This is a genomic window from Candidatus Thermokryptus mobilis, assembly GCF_900070205.1.
Classification (GTDB): domain Bacteria; phylum Bacteroidota; class Ignavibacteria; order Kryptoniales; family Kryptoniaceae; genus Kryptonium; species Kryptonium mobile.
Window position 1 is genome coordinate 1 of record NZ_FAOO01000028.1, and the last position, 17,422, is coordinate 17,422.

16 protein-coding genes are annotated in these 17,422 nt (G+C 37.0%); 7 read left to right on the top strand and 9 right to left on the bottom strand.

Going from position 1 to position 17,422, the window contains the following annotated elements:
• Window positions 1-652 precede the first annotated feature (652 nt).
• From FKZ43_RS10965 to FKZ43_RS10980, 5 genes are read left to right on the top strand one after another with little or no spacing between them, the layout of a single operon-like run.
• On the top strand, window positions 653-1,627 hold the full coding sequence (locus FKZ43_RS10965) for a polyprenyl synthetase family protein (RefSeq protein WP_181180356.1): 975 nt from the start codon (window positions 653-655) through the stop codon (window positions 1,625-1,627).
• A gap of 1 nt (window position 1,628) precedes the next feature.
• Window positions 1,629-1,943 carry an HPr family phosphocarrier protein gene (locus FKZ43_RS10970; protein ID WP_140945938.1) on the top strand — a complete coding sequence of 105 codons (315 nt, stop codon included), beginning with the start codon at window positions 1,629-1,631 and terminating at the stop codon, window positions 1,941-1,943.
• Complete coding sequence (gene ptsP / locus FKZ43_RS10975; protein WP_140945939.1) at window positions 1,921-3,657, top strand: phosphoenolpyruvate--protein phosphotransferase; 1,737 nt, start codon at window positions 1,921-1,923, stop codon at window positions 3,655-3,657. The genes FKZ43_RS10970 and ptsP overlap by 23 nt, the downstream gene beginning before the upstream one ends.
• A 17-nt stretch (window positions 3,658-3,674) precedes the next feature.
• Window positions 3,675-3,848, top strand: a complete 174-nt coding sequence (locus FKZ43_RS11540; RefSeq protein ID WP_181180357.1) for a hypothetical protein — start codon at window positions 3,675-3,677, stop codon at window positions 3,846-3,848.
• On the top strand, window positions 3,815-4,738 hold the full coding sequence (locus tag FKZ43_RS10980; RefSeq protein WP_235894756.1) for a bifunctional phosphoglucose/phosphomannose isomerase: 924 nt from the start codon (window positions 3,815-3,817) through the stop codon (window positions 4,736-4,738). Before FKZ43_RS11540 ends, FKZ43_RS10980 begins: the two co-directional genes overlap by 34 nt.
• Window positions 4,739-4,773: 35 nt before the next feature.
• Here FKZ43_RS10980 and FKZ43_RS10985 read toward each other — a convergent pair whose 3' ends face one another.
• Complete coding sequence (locus FKZ43_RS10985) at window positions 4,774-5,898, bottom strand: c-type cytochrome (protein WP_140945941.1); 1,125 nt, start codon at window positions 5,896-5,898, stop codon at window positions 4,774-4,776.
• 28 nt (window positions 5,899-5,926) lie between these two features.
• The gene (locus tag FKZ43_RS10990; protein ID WP_140945942.1) at window positions 5,927-6,352 is read right to left on the bottom strand and encodes a DUF2231 domain-containing protein; all 426 of its coding nucleotides are present in this window, start codon (window positions 6,350-6,352) and stop codon (window positions 5,927-5,929) included.
• A gap of 157 nt (window positions 6,353-6,509) precedes the next feature.
• Between FKZ43_RS10990 and FKZ43_RS10995 the strand changes: the two genes are divergently transcribed.
• The gene (locus tag FKZ43_RS10995; RefSeq protein WP_140945943.1) at window positions 6,510-7,190 is read left to right on the top strand and encodes a response regulator transcription factor; all 681 of its coding nucleotides are present in this window, start codon (window positions 6,510-6,512) and stop codon (window positions 7,188-7,190) included.
• 1 nt (window position 7,191) lies between these two features.
• A complete protein-coding gene (locus tag FKZ43_RS11000) occupies window positions 7,192-8,589 on the top strand; it encodes a sensor histidine kinase (RefSeq protein ID WP_181180358.1) in 1,398 nt (465 codons plus the stop codon).
• Here the strand turns inward: FKZ43_RS11000 and FKZ43_RS11005 are convergent, their stop codons facing one another.
• The 7 genes from FKZ43_RS11005 to larC all read right to left on the bottom strand — a co-directional run.
• Window positions 8,590-10,362 carry a carbon starvation CstA family protein gene (locus FKZ43_RS11005; RefSeq protein WP_140945945.1) on the bottom strand — a complete coding sequence of 591 codons (1,773 nt, stop codon included), beginning with the start codon at window positions 10,360-10,362 and terminating at the stop codon, window positions 8,590-8,592.
• A 21-nt stretch (window positions 10,363-10,383) separates the two neighbouring features.
• On the bottom strand, window positions 10,384-10,734 hold the full coding sequence (locus tag FKZ43_RS11010) for a YraN family protein (protein WP_140945946.1): 351 nt from the start codon (window positions 10,732-10,734) through the stop codon (window positions 10,384-10,386).
• An 8-nt stretch (window positions 10,735-10,742) separates the two neighbouring features.
• The gene (rnhB, locus tag FKZ43_RS11015) at window positions 10,743-11,417 is read right to left on the bottom strand and encodes a ribonuclease HII (protein ID WP_268904473.1); all 675 of its coding nucleotides are present in this window, start codon (window positions 11,415-11,417) and stop codon (window positions 10,743-10,745) included.
• Window positions 11,414-12,259: a geranylgeranylglycerol-phosphate geranylgeranyltransferase gene (locus FKZ43_RS11020; protein WP_181180359.1), complete on the bottom strand. Its 846-nt coding sequence runs from the start codon at window positions 12,257-12,259 to the stop codon at window positions 11,414-11,416. Before FKZ43_RS11020 ends, rnhB begins: the two co-directional genes overlap by 4 nt.
• Window positions 12,249-13,967: a BamA/OMP85 family outer membrane protein gene (locus FKZ43_RS11025; RefSeq protein ID WP_140945949.1), complete on the bottom strand. Its 1,719-nt coding sequence runs from the start codon at window positions 13,965-13,967 to the stop codon at window positions 12,249-12,251. The genes FKZ43_RS11020 and FKZ43_RS11025 overlap by 11 nt, the downstream gene beginning before the upstream one ends.
• Window positions 13,942-16,440 (bottom strand): primosomal protein N', encoded by a 2,499-nt coding sequence (gene priA / locus FKZ43_RS11030; RefSeq protein WP_140945950.1) that lies wholly within the window; start codon window positions 16,438-16,440, stop codon window positions 13,942-13,944. The genes FKZ43_RS11025 and priA overlap by 26 nt, the downstream gene beginning before the upstream one ends.
• 17 nt (window positions 16,441-16,457) lie before the next feature.
• Window positions 16,458-17,422, bottom strand: a 965-nt coding sequence (gene larC, locus FKZ43_RS11035; RefSeq protein ID WP_181180360.1) for a nickel pincer cofactor biosynthesis protein LarC, incomplete at its 5' end; no start/stop codon positions are given.

The window sequence follows — 17,422 nt, forward strand, 5'->3', positions numbered from 1 at the left end:
ATAAGTTCGTATGTTTGGTGTGGATTGGATGGCATGCCTGGAAGCACAAGGGGTTGTTTTAGCTGTGTAGGATTTACTTATTTGGCGCTGGATATTTGAGGGTGGATATGGTTTCTTGAAATTCCAATGACAGGAAAAGTTGAGGGAATTGTAATCTTTGGTGATAAAATTTATTAGTTCATCCAAATATAATTTGCATGTTTTCAATTTAGATGGATACTCCAATATTATCGCCACTTCTGAATTTACAGGATTTATTTTTCATCATTGTTCAGGTGCCAAGCGAGGGCAAGGCAAAGAATACTTGTTTACATTGACGGGGAAAATTACATTTATTTTTCATACCAGCCCCATCCAGCGGTGGGAAAGGATACCTTGCCAAATCCTATGATTTACGTGAAAGTTTGGGAAGGGAGAGCAAGTTAGGATGTTTATATTTTGTTTTTTTGTGTGAGTGCTTTAAATTAAAATTTGGAATTTGTTTTCGGTAAACAAAATTCTATGGGTTTATGTTTATCTTCGGTTGAAATCCTTGAAGTTTCAAGTTTTTTCGTTTTTGCAAGTTGGGGGAAGTGAAATGCTCTAATTTGATTATTTTGACTTCTTTTATTAAAATTTTAACAGGATTTAAAAAATTTATAAATCAATAGAAGTGGATTTTGAGCAAAGTTATAGCGAATATAAAAGGGTTATAGATGAACATTTAAAGCGAGCACTTTTAGATGGTGAGCCGGATTTATTATATGAGCCGGTTAGATATATTTTATTTGCTGGGGGGAAAAGATTAAGACCTGTTCTTCTGCTCCTTGCGTGTGAGTTACTTGGTGGAAATCCTTTCACTGCTTTGAATGCTGCGATTGCGGTTGAAATTTTCCATAATTTCACGCTTGTTCACGATGACATAATGGATAAGGCGGATATGAGGAGAGGAATTGAGACGATACATAAAAAATGGGATTTGAACACCGCAATTTTGAGTGGAGATGTGATGTTTGCCATTGCTTATAGATTTCTTACAAAGTTGGAGGTTAAAAGATTTAATGAAATCGTTGATGCTTTCACAAAAGCTGCTATAGAGGTTTGTGAGGGTCAGGCACTTGATTTGAAGCTTGAGACAAGTTTTGATGTTGGGATTGATGATTATATTGAAATGATAAGTAAAAAAACTGCGTCACTTATAAAGCATTCGGTGAAAATTGGGGCTTTAATCGCCGATGCTGATGAAGGGGAAATCCAGGCGATTGAGAGTTATGGTTTAAATCTCGGGCTTGCGTTTCAACTTCAGGATGACCTTCTTGATGTGGTTGCAGGGGAGGACTTTGGGAAATCAATAGGTGGGGATATTGTCAATGGAAAGAGGACTTTCCTGCTTTTGAGGGCACTTCAAAGGGCAGAGGGAAAGGAAAGAGAGATATTGTTAAGGGTTTTCAACCGAGATGGTGTGGATTCTTCGCTTGTTCCTTTGGTTAGGGATATTTACTATTATTATGGTGTGATTGATGAAACGCAGGAGATGGTAAAACTTTATACCGACATAGCGATAAATTCAATAAGAGTTTTACCTGAAAATAACGCAAAAGATATGTTGATTTGGCTTGCAAATAAACTTTGTGAGAGAAAGATATAAAATGATTAAGAAGGAGGTTGAGATTAAAAATAGAACCGGGCTACACACTCGTCCTGCTGCGATGCTTGTGAAACTTGCTTCTAAGTTTAAGTCGGATTTTTTCATTGAGAAGAACGGAGTTGAGATAAATGGGAAAAGTATAATTGGTGTGATGTCACTTGCGGCGGAACAGGGTTCAAGGCTTATTTTGAGGTTTGAGGGTGAAGATGAAGAAGAGGCAGCTAAGGCAATAGTTGCTCTATTTGAGTCGGGTTTCGGTGAGCTTGAGGGGTTAAAAAACGAAGAAAATAAAAATGGTCAAGGGCAAAGTTATTGAAGGTATACCGGCTTCTCCGGGCATAGCAATAGGGGTAGCGTTGAAGTATGAAAAGTTGAAGCCGAAGATTTTGAAGAAAGAGCTTAAAGAAGAGGAGGTTTCAGGTGAGATTGAGAAGTTTTTGATGGCGATTGAGAGATCAAAAAGTGAGTTGCGAAAAATTTTAACGCTCGCCGTAGAAAAGCTTGGTTCAAAAGGGGCTGAAATTTTTGAAGCGCAAATTTTAATGCTTGACGATAAGACGATAATAGACAAGATAATTGAAAGGATAAAGGGGGAGAAGCTCAACGCTGAATTTATCATCCAGGATGAAATTGAAAAGTACATAAAGTTTATGCAGGGCTCCGGGGATGATTATCTCAAAGAAAGGGCGCACGACCTTGAGGATTTGAAAAACAGGGTGATAAGGAACATTCAACAGCAGAAGTGGCTTTCAAGGTTTGATACATCAAGAATTGTGGTTGCGGAGAACCTTACCCCCGCTGATACAATTCTATTCAGCCGAAATCAAGTTTTAGGTTATGCCACCGATCTTGGTGGTATGACCTCTCACACAGCGATACTTGCAAGAGCACTTAAAATACCCGCTGTGGTTGGCTTAAAAGAGGCGACGAAATCTATAAAAACCGGTGACCTTGTTATACTTGATGGTTATAAAGGGATTTTGATAATCAACCCAGAACAAGATGTCGTTGAAGAATATCAAAACAAAATAAAACGAATAGCTGAGTTTGAGCGTAAACTTGAGGATTTTAAATTTGTTCCAGCGGTTACTATTGACGGTAGAAAGGTAACAATTCTTGCAAACATTGAATTTCCTGAAGAAGTGAATGAGGCGCTTGAAAGCGGAGCTGAAGGGGTTGGTTTGTTCAGAACTGAATATATAATAAGCAACGGGACTATCCCCGAAGAAGATGAACAGTTTGAGGAATATTTTAAAGTTGCTGAAAAAGTTTATCCTTATAAAGTTGTCATAAGGACTTTTGATGTGGGTGGTGATAAAATTTTTAGAGATTATCATAGAGAAGATAATCCCTTTCTTGGTTGGCGTGGGATTAGAATTGGGCTTGATAAGCCGGAAATTTTATTATCTCAATTGAGGGCGATTTTAAGAGCAAGTGTAAAGAAAAATGTGTGGGTTATGTTTCCGATGGTGTCAAGTATTGATGAAGTGAGAGAGGTGAAAAAATATATTGATTTGGCGAAGGCACAGCTTAAGGAGAAGAATATACCTTTTGATGAAAATATAAAAGTTGGCGTTATGATAGAAACGCCTTCTTCTGCTTTGATGGCGAAGGAAATTGCACGGGAAGTTGATTTCTTTAGTATAGGAACCAATGATTTGATTCAGTATACGCTTGCGGTTGATAGGGGGAATGAAACGGTTGCGAAAATTTTTCAGGAATTCCATCCTGCTGTATTAAGGTTGATACAATTCGTTGTTGAATCTGCGCAACGGGCGAAAATACCTGTTTCCGTTTGTGGAGAAATGGCTGCTGATCCATATGCAACAGTTCTTCTTGTAGGGTTTGGGCTTGATGAGTTAAGCGTTACCCCAAAGATGATACCTGAGATAAAGCGGATAATAAAAACGATTAAATTCAAAGATGCAAAAAGGATAAGCAAGCGTGCTCTTGTTTTCAAAACACAAGATGAAGTAAAGAACTTTTTAATGAAGGAACTGAAGGGGATAATCCCAGAAATTGAAATTTAAAATCAAATGGAGGGAAAATGCTAAAACTTGATGACATTAAAAAGTATGACCGTTCGGATATGTTCTCAAAAATTGCAAATTTTCACAAGCAGATAAGGGATGCGGTTTCAATCGGAGAAAAATTCAATCCGAATTTTCAGCTAAAAAAATTAACAAAATCGTTCTCACCGGACTTGGTGGCTCAGCAATAGCTGGGGATTTGCTTCGCTCTTATCTTTCAGATGAGATAAAAGTTCCGATAATTGTAAACAGGGATTATTTTTTGCCCAAGTTTGTTGATGATAAAACACTTTTAATCGTTTCAAGTTATTCAGGGAACACAGAAGAAACGATCTCGGCGTATAAAGATGGGGTTAAAAAGAAGTCCAATATACTTTGTATAACTTCAAATGGCGAAATTGAAAAGATGGCGTTGAAGAAAAAACATCCGGTTATAAAAATACCATCTGGTTATCCACCAAGAGCTGCTCTTGGGTATTCATTTTTTCCGCTTCTTGTTTTATTTTCAAAGCTTGGTTTAATAAAAAGCAAAAAAAGGGAAATAAATGAGACGATAAATCTCGTTGAAGAAAAGTCAAAAATTTACTCAAACCCGGAACACGAGGAAAACATCGCTTATAAAATTGCGCTTCGTGTTGTTGGTTCTTTGCCTTTTATTTATGCTTGTGGGAAATTTGACGCTGTCGCTATGAGATGGGTTTGTCAAATTGAAGAGAATGCGAAAATGCTGGCACATTTTAATGTCTTCCCAGAAATGAACCATAATGAAATAGTTGGTTGGTCTGGGGAAGTTGGTGGAAGTTTCAAAGAGATTACAAGCAAGATAAGTGTAATAATTTTGCGAGACGACGGTGAATATGAAAGGGTTAAGTATAGGATTGAAATAACGGATGAATTGATGAGACCTTATGCGAGTGAGGTCTTGAATATATTTTCCGAAGGTAAATCCCTACTTGCGAGAATGTTTTCGCAGATTTATCTTGGTGATTGGGTAAGTTTTTATCTTGCCATTTTAAATAATGTTGACCCAACTCCTGTTAAGCCAATTGAATACTTGAAATCGGAACTTGCAAAGTTATAAGAAATTGGCGGGGATAAAATCCCTGCCAATTGTCTTTACCAACCGCTGAAGATACCACCATCTACATAATCCCAAAGTATGAAGCCGACATATCTGTATTTAAATGGGGTTCCACCATAAATTGGGATTTCTCTTCCTATGGAAATTGCAAGATGACCTCGTTTTGTCAGTGCGATGTAAATTTTGGGAACAAGTGATATCATATGCTCGCTTGATCCGAGATTTTTCATCCCAAGAAGCTCTATCCCCGGGAATATTCCTCGTTTTCCTTCTGGAAGTATTAATGTAGATGAAATCCCATAAATTAGTTCAGGGTTTCCTTTGCTTTTGTTCACAGGCGCTTCAATTTTAACACTTCCCTGAAGCTCAATCTTTTCACCTATACCTTTCGCTCCAGTTATATATGGAGTGAGAACAACCGTTCCCTTACCGAATCCTTTGGCTTCATTTCCTGTGGGAAGGGAGAATTCAAATCCTGCTGTCAAAATTGATAAGTTTTTATAGTTGTCGTAAAATGCATATTTGAGTCCAAGTTCAAAGTCGCCTATACCGGTTGTATTTTGAACAGAGGACTTTAAATTTTGAACAGGGAGTTTGACTTCATATTGAAATCTTGTTGCGAATCTATTCGCATAGTAAAGGAGGACTTTTGTATCGCTGACATTGTGTCCATTTTCAAATTTATAAGTATAGGTCGGTATGAGTAAAGCCTCCTGTTCAACATATGCTTTTGTTACATAATGTGCTCTTATGAAGTTAAGCTCGCCTTGAGGATATTTCTTTTGATCAACGAATGATTTTATATGTTCAATTACATCATATATTTGTTCATCTGTGAAGACATCGCCGAAAGCAGGCATCGTTTGTGAAAGACCGCGAACAGGTCCACCATATTTTATAACCGCATACCAATCTTTTCTTGGCTCTCTTGTATTAAAGTATTCGTCTGTAAAGTCAGGTGGTGGAACATCCCAATTTTGTTTTATTTCTTCAGGTATATTCCCCTTTCCATCAATGCCGTGACATTTTGCGCAAAAAGTTTCATATATTTGGCGACCGTTCATCGTTTTAATTGTTTCAAAATCAATCACTTGTTCGGTGGTGTCTTGGGGGAATAGCGGGCTAAAGAGCAATAAAAGTAAAGGAATTACGATTTTCATTTCTGAATAATTTTGTTTTAATTTGTGTTTAAAAGAGTATCCCAGCGCCGTGCTTATAGACAAGCTCACCACCTCTTAATCCTGTCTGAATTAAGAAGTAAATTCCTACAAGTGAAAGAATAAATGGGATTAAATTCGTTTTGAAGTTGAGTTTGCCAGTTCTCATCAGAACCACCTTAATTATGAAAACGATCAAGAAGGTCAAGCCGGTTAATTTTGCAAATGTTTCGTGTGATTTAACAAGTTCGGCAACCTGTTGGATATTTTCAATTGCCTCTGCGGACGCTTCCCCTGATAAAAGAGTTGGAATGACCGAAATCAGCCCGATAAAAAGCGTTAAAACAGATGAATTTTTGATCCAATCCTTCCTAAAGATAAACCAGAGGATTTCAAGTAGAACGAAAGTTGTCAAAAGGGCGATTGGGAAATGAACAATCATTGGATGTATAGGCATTTCAACAGTCTCTTTTTTATTTAAATTTAAGCAATGTGGGATTAAAATCTGATTAAAACCGGATTAGAATTTATTAATTTTTGTGCAAAAACTTGATTATGATTTTCAGTGAAGTTATTTTTGAGATGAGATAAAAAGAGAAGTTCAAGGTTTGGATATGAAGATTCTTTTGATTGAGGATGAAAAGGAACTCACAAGGACATTGAAGAAAGGTCTGAGGGAGGCTGGTTATAATGTTGATGTTGTTTATGATGGTGATTCAGGCGTTTCACTTGCTGTGACGGGTAGATATGATTGTATAGTTCTTGATTACAGGTTGCCGAAATTAAATGGGCTTGAGGTTTGTCGTGAGATAAGAAGAAACAAAGTTAACACACCAATTTTGATGCTTACCGTTGTAGATTCAGTTGAAATGAAAGTTCAATGTCTTGATGCTGGAGCTGATGATTATCTGACAAAGCCGTTTTCATTTTCAGAGCTTTTAGCTCGTATTCGCGCTCTGACGAGAAGGTCAAGGTCTGGTTCAAATATAATTCAAGTTGAGGATTTAGTTTTAAATCCATCAAGCAGAACCGTAACAAGAGGGGGTAAAAAGATTTATCTGACGCCAAGAGAGTATGACTTGCTTTATTTTCTGATGGTAAATCAGGGAAGGGTTGTTACGCGAATGGAAATCGCTGAAAATGTCTGGGGAATTAACTTTGATAGAGGGACAAATTATGTTGATGTTTACATCAATTATTTGCGCAAGAAGATTGATCACGGATTTAATAAAAAATTGATCCATACTGTTCGTGGCGTTGGATATGTTTTGGATGTTGAAAACAGGAGGAAATAAAATGATGAGTTACAGATCGCTTAGATTTAGAATTGTTTTTTGGTATTCAATTGTCTTCGTTTTGGCTTTTGTATTAATTGAAATTGGGATTTATCTCTATCTTGATCGCTCTCTTCATCGTGAAATTGATATGGCACTGAGCAGGGAAGCGGTTGAGTTTGCGGAGAAGCTTATGGTTAAGTCAGGCGTGATTTTTATCTCTGATTCGGTTGAGTTCAGAGAACCAGAGCATTTTTATTTGAGTGATGCATCGGTATTTTTCAGGATATTTGATAAGAACTTAAATCTTGTTGCAATTTCTGAGAACTTAAAGAGGGCAAATTTTGTAATTCCGAATCCTGAAAGGGTGGATGTTGAAGGGGCAAAGGAGATTGAAATTAACGGCAAAAGATTGCGAATTTTTTATCTTCCAATAAGGGATGAGAATGGTTTATTTGGTCTTATTGAGATGTCAAAGTTTGAAGGGGCGGTTCAGACGGCGATGGGGCTTTTGAGGACATCTCTTTTTTTGGCTTTGTTGCTTGCGATTATAATTGTCTCTTATGGTGGTGGGGTGATAGTTTCAAAGTTTATAAGTCCACTTGAACAAATAATTGACAAAGCCGATAAAATAAACGCCGAGAATCTAACGGAGAGAATAAATGTTAACCAGAGCAACCCGCCTGATGAAATAGTCAAACTTGTTAATTCACTAAATAGATTGCTTGAAAGGTTGGAGAGGTCGTTTAAGCAAATCGCACAGTTCACATACGATGTTTCACATGAGCTTTTAACTCCGCTGACGGTGATGAAAGATGAAATTGAAATTTCTTTGATGAGAAGAAGAAAGGTGAAGGATTATATTCAAACATTAAATGTCGTTTATAGACAGGTCAATAGATCAATTGACATAATCAGGTCAATGCTTTATCTTGCGAAGGTGGAGGCGGGCGTGATAAATGTTAATTTGCGTGAGGTAAATCTACCCGAATTAATTCGTGAAGTGATTTTGACACTGAACCATAAAGCGAAAAGGAAGAACATAAAGGTCAAGTTCAATTGTGATTCTATTTTGATTTCAAAAACGGACGAAAATATTCTTTTTGAGGCATTGAAGAACATACTTGACAATGCGATAGAATATACAGGTAAAAACGGGAGTGTTGAAATAAAGTGCGAAAGGGTAGGGAAGTGGTTGGAAATTTCTATAAGTGATAATGGTATTGGCATTAGTGCAGATGATCTTCCTTATATTTTTAACAGATTTTATCGCGGGCGCCATGCGCTTGAACTTAATCCTACGGGCACCGGGCTTGGTCTTGCTCTTACCAAATCAATGATAGAGCTACTCAAAGGAAAGATCAATGTTTCAAGCGAACTTGGTAAAGGAACAACATTTATAGTTCAAATCCCAGCATAGTCATTTCATTTGTTCAACGAATTTTTGCTTTGATAATTCAGCTCTTAACTTAAAGAAGTATTTGAATGTCAAAACTATAACTCCTGAGGCAAGCGAGAGCAAAAGGATATCTGTTATCGTCAGCGTTAAATTCTTTGATTCAATGTATTTTTTAAGCAAGATTGAAAGCGAAGCCATAGTCGTGATGATCATAAATCCAGCTGGGATGGCAGCAAAGTAGGCTTTTATTGATTTTTGTGCAAACCAAGCTGTGACAGCGACAAGTGTAAGAGCAGCGAGAAGTTGATTTGCCGAGCCGAATATCGGCCAAATTTTTTGATAGCCATTTGTGAATGATAAAATCGCGGTTAAAATTATTGCAAGGAGGGCATTGAACATCCTTGATTCAAGAATCGCTGGTTTTTTTACGAAAAGAACATTCCAAAGCTCCTCAAAGAAATATCTCATCAATCTGAACAAGGTGTCAATTGTTGTGATAAGGAATCCTTCAAGCATAAGAATTCCGAATATAGTTCCAAAGAATATCGGTATCCCAAGCCCATTGTTAAGTGTTTTACCGACGCTGACGGCGAAAGCAAGTGGGGCGTTGCCTTGTTTTAAATGGCCGTTTTCAATTGGCCAGACAAGCTCTTTGTAGTGTTCAAAGTCAACTGCTGAAAGTATAACTAAAAGAACAGACATCCCAAGAAGCGACTCAAGAAGCATCGCACCGTATCCGATCAAATGTGTGTATTTTTCATTTGAAATTTGTTTTGATGTTGTTCCTGTAGCTATAAGAGAATGTGCCCCTGATACAGCTCCACAGGCGATTGTCACGAATAGAAATGGCCAGATGGGTCCGAGCGCTTCCATTGAAAGTGAATCTATATTGAAGGTTGGAGCTTGAATTTTAATCCCAGCAAGACCACTTCCAATTATACCTAGGACCATCGTTGCCAACCCAATGTAAAGAAAATGAACATTAGTAAAATCGCGCGGTTGTAAAATTACCCAGACGGGGATCCACGACGCAATGAATGAGTAAATTAAAATTATAACCATCCAAATCTGTGGGTTTAACGATACTGGGAATTTTAATCCGATTATAACTGAAATTAACACTATGGAGAGTGCGATTAAGCTTGCGATGTATGTCTTAATGTGCTTTTTATAAAGAAGATAACCAACAAGCGGTGCAAATATGGTTATGATTATTACTGATGTTGAAGCTATGCCTCCAATTTTGCCATATATTTCACCTTTCACGATTGTAGTTTTTAAAAGCGTTTGGTCGGGGGGAAGTCCAAGCTTTGAGATCGGATAAGTTGAGGTCAGAGCGATCGCGGTAAGTTGTAAGAAAGCAGCGTTTACAAGCATTATCAGTAAAATAGCAAATGAAAGGAAAAGTGCAAATCCAGTATTCCCAAGCGTTTTCTTTGCTATATGAGCGATTGAGCGACCGTTTTCTCTAACACTTACAAAAAGGGCTGAGAAATCGTGAACCGCACCTATGAAAATGACCCCAAACAATAGCCACAGCCAAGCTGGGATGAATCCATAAATTAACGCAAGCGTTGGTCCGATTATTGGGCCAGCAGCAGCTATTGAAGCATAATGATGCCCCAAAAGTACAATAGGTTTCGCTGGCACATAATCAACACCGTCATTTATCCTAACAGCTGGGGTCGGTAAATTTGGATTTACACCGGATCTGCGCGCCACATATTTGCCCCAAGTGAAAAACCCAATTGTAAGACCCGCGATAGAAAGAAGCATAGCAACTGCGATGTTCATTTAAATACCTCCAAGTTTGTTTTATTGGAATGCATTTTCAATATGGTTTATGGTAAACTTCCCATCTTTAAATGTTATTCCAATCACATCAAACCTGCACTCTGAGAAATTCACATCGTTCATCTGTATAAATGCGTTTGCGATTTTTTTAAGTTGTTCCCTTTTTTTAATCGTTATGGAATCTTCCGGAGAGCCGAATTTATCTGAAAGTTTCATCCTCACCTCAACGAATATCAGAACATCTTTATCCATGGCTATTATATCAATCTCACCGTGTCCGTATCTGTAATTTCTTTTTAAAATTTTGTAACCCTTGCGTGAAAGAAACTTTACAGCTATATCTTCGCCAATTTTCCCTTTGTCCTTCTTCATATCAAAAATTAGAAGAGTTTAAGCAAAACTTCATCAATTCTTATTTGGTTCACCAGCTTAAATGTTTTTCTGTGGATTTCTGTGGGTCCGAATTTTCTTAACTCCTGGAGGTGCTCTTTGGTGGGATAACCTTTGTGTTTTGAAAATTTAAAGTTGGGGTAAAGCTTCTCATATTCGGACATAATCTCATCTCTTAGAACTTTCGCGACAATTGACGCTGAAGCTATAGTAATTGATTTCCTATCCCCTTTTACAATGTTTTTGAAGATAACTCTCTTGCCATTACTGTTTAGCATGTTGTAATTCGTGTCAAAAATATTCCCATCTATTAAGACCACATCGGGTTGAATTTCAATATCTTCAAGTGTTCTTTCCATCGCTTTTCTTGTTGCATTTCTTATGTTCAGCTTATCTATCTCCTCATTTGAGCAAATCCCCACTCCAATATCAATTGCGTTGTTTAAAATTTCGTAAAATATTTTCTCTCTGGTTGAAGGGTAAAGCATTTTTGAGTCATAGATCAACGGATTGAAATAATCTCTCGGCAAAATTACCGCACAGGCAACTACAGGTCCGGCAAGCGGTCCACAACCAGCTTCATCAATTCCAGCTATCATTTCATAACCTTGATCGTAGAACTCTTTTTCAATTCGCTTCATATCTTTTTCCTTTGTTTGTATCATAAACTGCCAAAGTAAATTGCTAAAAGTCCTAAAATCATTTCAAATTTAAGTATATTGCTCAATCTGTTCAAGTTTATCTTGGTTTGGTCTTTAAACAACGATATGACAACATAGATTAATCCAAGGTCAACGGCAGAAACGATCAGAATAAAGTGTTTATTGTAAAATCCGAGCATATATGGGAGGGGCGTAAGCAAAATTAAAATCGCCAGAATAAAAGAGGAAAGCATTATTGATTTTTTTATGCCAGCTTTTATCGGAAAAGTATTTAAACCCGCCTTCATATCTCCTTCAATATCTTCAATGTCTTTTATTATTTCCCTTGCTAAGTTGATCAAAAGTGCGAATACCATCGGTATGATAGCTTCTTTTATATTTTTCGCAATGCTCCCAGCAAATATGAATGCAAGCCCTGTCAAGAAGGCAACTATGAAATTCCCAAACAGAGGGAGTCGCTTTAACCTAAAACTATACAGAAAAATCAGAACTGATGATGATAGCGAAATTAAAAATGGGAGCAAGCCTAGAAAGTTAGATAGAATTATCCCAAGGGAAGTTGTCAAAATATAAAGATAAAGGGCAAGTTTTCTACTTATCAACCCTGAGGGAATTGGTCGTTTTGGTTTATTTATCTTGTCTATTTCAACATCAAAAAAATCATTGATTATGTTTCCACCTGCATCAATTAATGCACCAACGATGCCACCTATAATTGAGAATTTTAAAAGTTTTTCATCTCCGTTTGAAAAAATTAAAACGCTTGCGAATATAGTAAGGAAAGTTATAAAAACATTTGATGGTCTGGTTATTTTTATGATTGCTGTTAATTTTTTAAAATTCACTTTCAACCCCGATATGTATTTTCCCTGTTTTAAATGAGTCTCCCCTGCCGAGGGCGTATATTAAATTGAGCCATCCAATTTTTGAGAAAATTTTCAACCCAAGACCATATCCATAAAGGAGCGATTCAAATGATGAGTTTAATCTTGGCGGAAGCACAGGGTGGTAGATGTAAGCGATGTCAAAAAATGGAAATAGGATAAAGTCGGAGCTTAAGGTGAATCTGTTTTCAAAATTTGCCCAAAGAGCTCTCGTTGCGATGAATTCCCTTTCTCTGTACCCCCTTAAAGTTTTCATCCCACCGAATCTGAAAGCATCTCCTTCATCAATTCTGTCTCCGGAAATCACCCAAAAATTTAATTTTGGGACGAAAACACTTTTTAAAGTTTTGTGAAAGTTAAAGTAAAATTCAAGTTCTATGTTGAATTTGTCCCTTTTTGCTCTTGCAGTTGAAGTTTTTTTATTCCCTAGCTCATAAAAACTTTTTAGAAAAATGCCTGTCTTTGCTAGGTTTATATCGTCGCGAGAATCATAGAAGATGCCTAAGCCGAAGTTCAAAGTTTTGCTCTCATCTATTTTAAATGGTAGATATTCTGTTGCGGTTGGAATAATTGAAGTTTGTGAAATTTGGAAAAAGACCTTAAAAATCTCCGAGACATTTTCCCAACCTGTGAGTTCAAGTTCTGCAGTAAGCTGTGGTTTTCTCATCACATAGGTTGAGTCCTGTTTCCGTTGCTGAAAGAAAAATTCAGCCCCAAGGGGGAAATTAAATATGTAGGGTTCATAATATCTTATCTCAAATTCTTGAGTGTATTTGTTCTCCGAGTTCCACCTTGCACCGAATTTCCTTCCCGTCCCGAAGAGATTCTTTAAAAGAATGTTTATATAACCAACCAAATATCCCCTTGAATTAGCTTCAGGCATGTAGCCGATCACCCCGTCAAATGAGTTCATCCTTCCCTCACTTACCTTTATCAAAATCCCTGATGTTGTATCATTGAAAAAAATCTCCGGGTCGGAAACACTCTCAAATATACCAAGTTTCATCAACCTTTTTTTGATCTGTTTGAATTTCCGCTCGCTGTAAATTTCACCCTTTTTGAACCTTGCTTCTTTAATGATTAAGTTTTCCTTCGTGAGGTTATTCCCAACGATTTTAACATCCTTTATTTTTACAATTTCCCCCTCGTCAATCTTGATTTTAAACCTCACATCGCTGTTTTCGTCAAGTGAAAAGTTTTCAATTTCTATTTGGGCAAGAGGATACCCGATGTTAGCGTATCTATCAAGGATTTTATTTATTCCTCTTTTTAAAGTAGCAGGATAGAAAACATCGCCTCGTTTGATTCCAAGCAGTTCCATAATCTCTTCTGTTTTAAGTGTTTTATTTCCGTAGATTTCAAATTCGCCAACCCTTGCTTGTTTACCTTCATTTATGAAAATTTCAACCTTTTCAGAATCAATTTTAATTGAGTCAATTCTTGCGTAGTAGAAACCATTTTCAATATAGATGTTCAAAATTCTTTCTTTCACCCTTTCAATCACTTCGTTCGAGAAAGAGTTTTGTCCGTTGAATTCTCTTACCGTTGCGATCAAAAGCGCATCTTCTAAGTTCTTGTTTCCGTGTATTTGAATTTTCCCTTGAGCAACGAGCAAGCTTGAGATGATAAGAGATAGAAGGATTTTATATTGTATTTTGCGGATCAACATCAATTGTTAACTTTACACCTTTTGAATTTAATTTTGTTTCGTACTTTTCTTTCAACTGCCAGATTATTTTTGCAAGTTCAGCGCCGTTTTTATCAATTTGTTTTGGGACTTTTATTATTATGTGATATCTGTAGTTTCGCTTTATCTTTGGTATTGCTGCCGGGGATGGTCCCAATAAGTGCACGCCTTGGGGTAGATTTGACTTTAGCTCGTTTGAAAATTCATCTGCGGATGATTCAACATTTTTTTCGTTCTCACCTTTAAATTCAATTAAAATTAAGCGTGTAAATGGCGGATAATTTAGGTCCTTTCTTATCTTCAACTCACTTTCGTAAAATTCAAGTATCTGGTGATTAACGACATAATTGAAGATGTAGTGTTGGGGTTGAAAAGTTTGAATTATTACTTCTCCTTCTTTTTCACTTCTACCCGCACGACCTGAAACTTGCGTTAAAAGTTGGAATGTCCTCTCGCTTGATCTAAAGTCCGGGATAAGCATCGGTATATCAGCTGAGATCACACCTACAAGTGTTACTCTTGAGAAATCAAGACCTTTCGCAACCATTTGGGTTCCAAGTAGGATATCCGCTTCAGCATTTGCGAATTTTTTCATGATTTTATCGTAGGATTTTTTCCCAGCTGTTGTGTCAAGGTCCATTCTTATGATTTTTGCCGATGGGAAAAGAGTTTTTATTTCGTCTTCAACTTTTTGAGTTCCTACTCCTTTCAATTTCAATTTTATACCGTTGCATCTACGACATCTTTCCGGAACCGATTTAACTGAACCACAGTAATGGCATCTCAAATGATTATGTGCCTTGTGAAAAATTAATGTAACACTGCAATTATCGCACATTTCAACATAACCGCAGTCCTGACATTCAATGTAAGTTGAATATCCCCGCCTGTTTTGGAAAATTATAATCCCCTCTCCCTTGTTTAATCTGTCCTTTATTTTTGAGCTCAGAAGTGAAGATATTGATGTTTTATTGTTTTCCTTTCTTTCCTTTATCATGTCAATGATTTCAATTTTTGGGAGTTTTGCGTTATCAACTCGGTCGGGTAAAGTTAGAAGTTGATATTTCCCAATTTTCGCGTTGTAATATGACTCAAGCGAAGGGGTTGCAGAGCCAAGTATCGCAACGGCGTTGTTTAACCTTGCTCTCATAATTGCAACATCTCTTGCGTTGTATCTTGGTGGATTGTCAAATTGCTTGTAAGAGCTTTCTTGTTCCTCGTCTACGACGATTAAACCAATTCTTTCAAGTGGTGCGAAAATGGCTGACCTTGGACCGATTATAATTTTGTAATTTCCCTCCCGTGCCATCCTCCAAGTATCGTATCTTTCTCCGAGCGACATTCTGCTGTGTAATACCCCGACAATATCACCGAAATTCTTTTTAAATCTGTTGACGATTTGTGGTGTTAGTGAAATTTCTGGGACAAGGACAATTGCCGACTTGTCAAGTTTAATTATTTCTTTTATGGCTTCAATATAAATCTGTGTTTTTCCGCTTCCTGTTACGCCGTATAGAAGGAAAGTTTTGAACTTGCCGTTTTCAATTGCCTTCTTTATTTCGGCGAGCGCCTTTTTTTGATACTCGTTGAGGACGATTTTTTTATCTGGCTCTTCAAACTCATATTCAAATTTCCTTATCGTTTCCTTCAATGTAATTTTAATTATCCCTTTTTCTTCAAGTTTTTTTGCCGTTTGTGCTGTGGCTTCGGTCTTTTTCAAGAGTTCGGGAAGTGAGACCTCAAATTTCCCCTTCTTTAACTGGTCAAGCAAGAACAACAAAATATCAACTTGTTTTGGGGATTTTTTTTCAAGCTTGTTTATTTGAGCGGTTAGCTTGTTTAGATTTTCCCTGTAAGATTCCGCTATTGATACGAACTTTTCAAACTTCACTTTCGCTTTTTGTTCGGGTAAACGGTTTTCTATTTCAATGTATCCAAGCGATTCAAGTGAATTTAAAAGTGAATAAATGTTCTTTAGATTAAGGCTATTTTTAAGCGATTTGATACTTATGGTTTGTTTCTTTCTGGAGATGAGAAATTTCAGGAGTTCGGCTTTTTTAGGGGCTGTTTTTCCCATCTGTGATAGCGTTTCTTGATCAACCTCACGGATAAGCTTAACTGTTCTTTTTCCTTCAAGTATCGTTCCATAGGGTAGAGCGCTTTTCAAAACTTCACCCCAACTTGAGAAATAATAATCTGAAATCCATCTTGTTAATTTTAACATTTCGTCAGAAAATATCGGCTTCGGGTCAAGTACATCTTTTATCTCTTTCAATTTGTGCCAAGCTGATTCGTTTGAGACCTCTACTATTATGCCGGTGAGTTCTTGTTTTCCGAATGGAACTATAACTCTTTTTCCGATGGCGACATCACTTTTCAAGTCATCCGGGACAATGTAAGTGAAAAGTTTATTTATTGGGACAGGAAGTGCGACATTGACATAAAGATTGCCCATCGCGGGATTTTTTAATTTTATTTGTTTGCGATCGCCTCAAGAATTTTATATACTTGAATTAGTGGGATATTCTTTTCTTCGGCTATTCTTTTGCATTCTTCAAACTCGGGGACAAGCCGTTCAGAATTTTCAATTATTGCGATTTTGAATTTTACTTTTCCAAACGGTGTATCAATTTCTTTTTGCTCTCTTGGCAATTTTTTCCGCCTTATTTCAAAGATTCTGACACCAAGAGTTGTTGTCTGTGTGAAGATGACTTTTAGAATATCGTCAAGTTTGGTCTCATTGACAAGTGCTGACAACAAAATTCCCGGACGCCCCTTTTTCATTATTACAGGGACGAGATATGCATCGTTTGCCCCAGAGTGTAAGAGTTTTTCAATTACATACGGATAAATTTCGGGATTCATGTCGTCAATGTTCGTTTCTACAAGCAAAAGTTTTTCTTCGTTGAATCTTTGCTGTATTTCACCGATAATTATCCTTAAAAGATCGGGCTGATTTGGGATGTCAAAATTTCCGGCGCCGTAGCCGATTGATTTAATTTTGATCGTTTCTTTTTCAAGACCGTATTCAGCAAGAGTTGCAATTATTGATGCACCTGTTGGTGTTGTCAACTCATATGGGAGGTTGGTCAAGATAACAGGGAAATTTTTTAATAGTTCAATGGTTGCTGGCGAAGGTATAGGCATTTTGCCGTGTTGTGTTTGAGTAAATGAACCAGAACCGAGCGGGATTTTTGAAGTGAAAATTTTTTCAATTTCAAATTTTTCAATGCATATCGCACACCCAACTATATCAATGATTGAATCAATTGCGCCAACCTCATGGAAATGAACCTCTTCAATGCTTGTGTTGTGAATCTTTGCTTCCGCTTTCGCAAGATTTGTGAAAATTTCTTTTGAGGTCTGCTTTACAAATTCGGACAAATCACTTGAATCAATTATCTCAAATATATCTAAAAGATGCCTATGTTCTTTTT

Excerpts from the sequence above, each read along its gene's own strand:
- FKZ43_RS10985 (WP_140945941.1), bottom strand. The coding sequence starts at position 5,898 with ATGAAAATCGTAATTCCTTTACTTTTATTGCTCTTTAGCCCGCTATTC.
- FKZ43_RS11010 (WP_140945946.1), bottom strand. The coding sequence starts at position 10,734 with ATGAAGAAGGACAAAGGGAAAATTGGCGAAGATATAGCTGTAAAGTTT.
- FKZ43_RS11025 (WP_140945949.1), bottom strand. The coding sequence starts at position 13,967 with ATGTTGATCCGCAAAATACAATATAAAATCCTTCTATCTCTTATCATC.
- FKZ43_RS11005 (WP_140945945.1), bottom strand. The coding sequence starts at position 10,362 with ATGAACATCGCAGTTGCTATGCTTCTTTCTATCGCGGGTCTTACAATT.
- FKZ43_RS10995 (WP_140945943.1), top strand. The coding sequence starts at position 6,510 with ATGAAGATTCTTTTGATTGAGGATGAAAAGGAACTCACAAGGACATTG.
- rnhB (WP_268904473.1), bottom strand. The coding sequence starts at position 11,417 with ATGATACAAACAAAGGAAAAAGATATGAAGCGAATTGAAAAAGAGTTC.
- FKZ43_RS11000 (WP_181180358.1), top strand. The coding sequence starts at position 7,192 with ATGATGAGTTACAGATCGCTTAGATTTAGAATTGTTTTTTGGTATTCA.
- FKZ43_RS11540 (WP_181180357.1), top strand. The coding sequence starts at position 3,675 with ATGCTAAAACTTGATGACATTAAAAAGTATGACCGTTCGGATATGTTC.
- priA (WP_140945950.1), bottom strand. The coding sequence starts at position 16,440 with ATGGGCAATCTTTATGTCAATGTCGCACTTCCTGTCCCAATAAATAAA.
- FKZ43_RS10990 (WP_140945942.1), bottom strand. The coding sequence starts at position 6,352 with ATGCCTATACATCCAATGATTGTTCATTTCCCAATCGCCCTTTTGACA.
- FKZ43_RS10970 (WP_140945938.1), top strand. The coding sequence starts at position 1,629 with ATGATTAAGAAGGAGGTTGAGATTAAAAATAGAACCGGGCTACACACT.
- ptsP (WP_140945939.1), top strand. The coding sequence starts at position 1,921 with ATGGTCAAGGGCAAAGTTATTGAAGGTATACCGGCTTCTCCGGGCATA.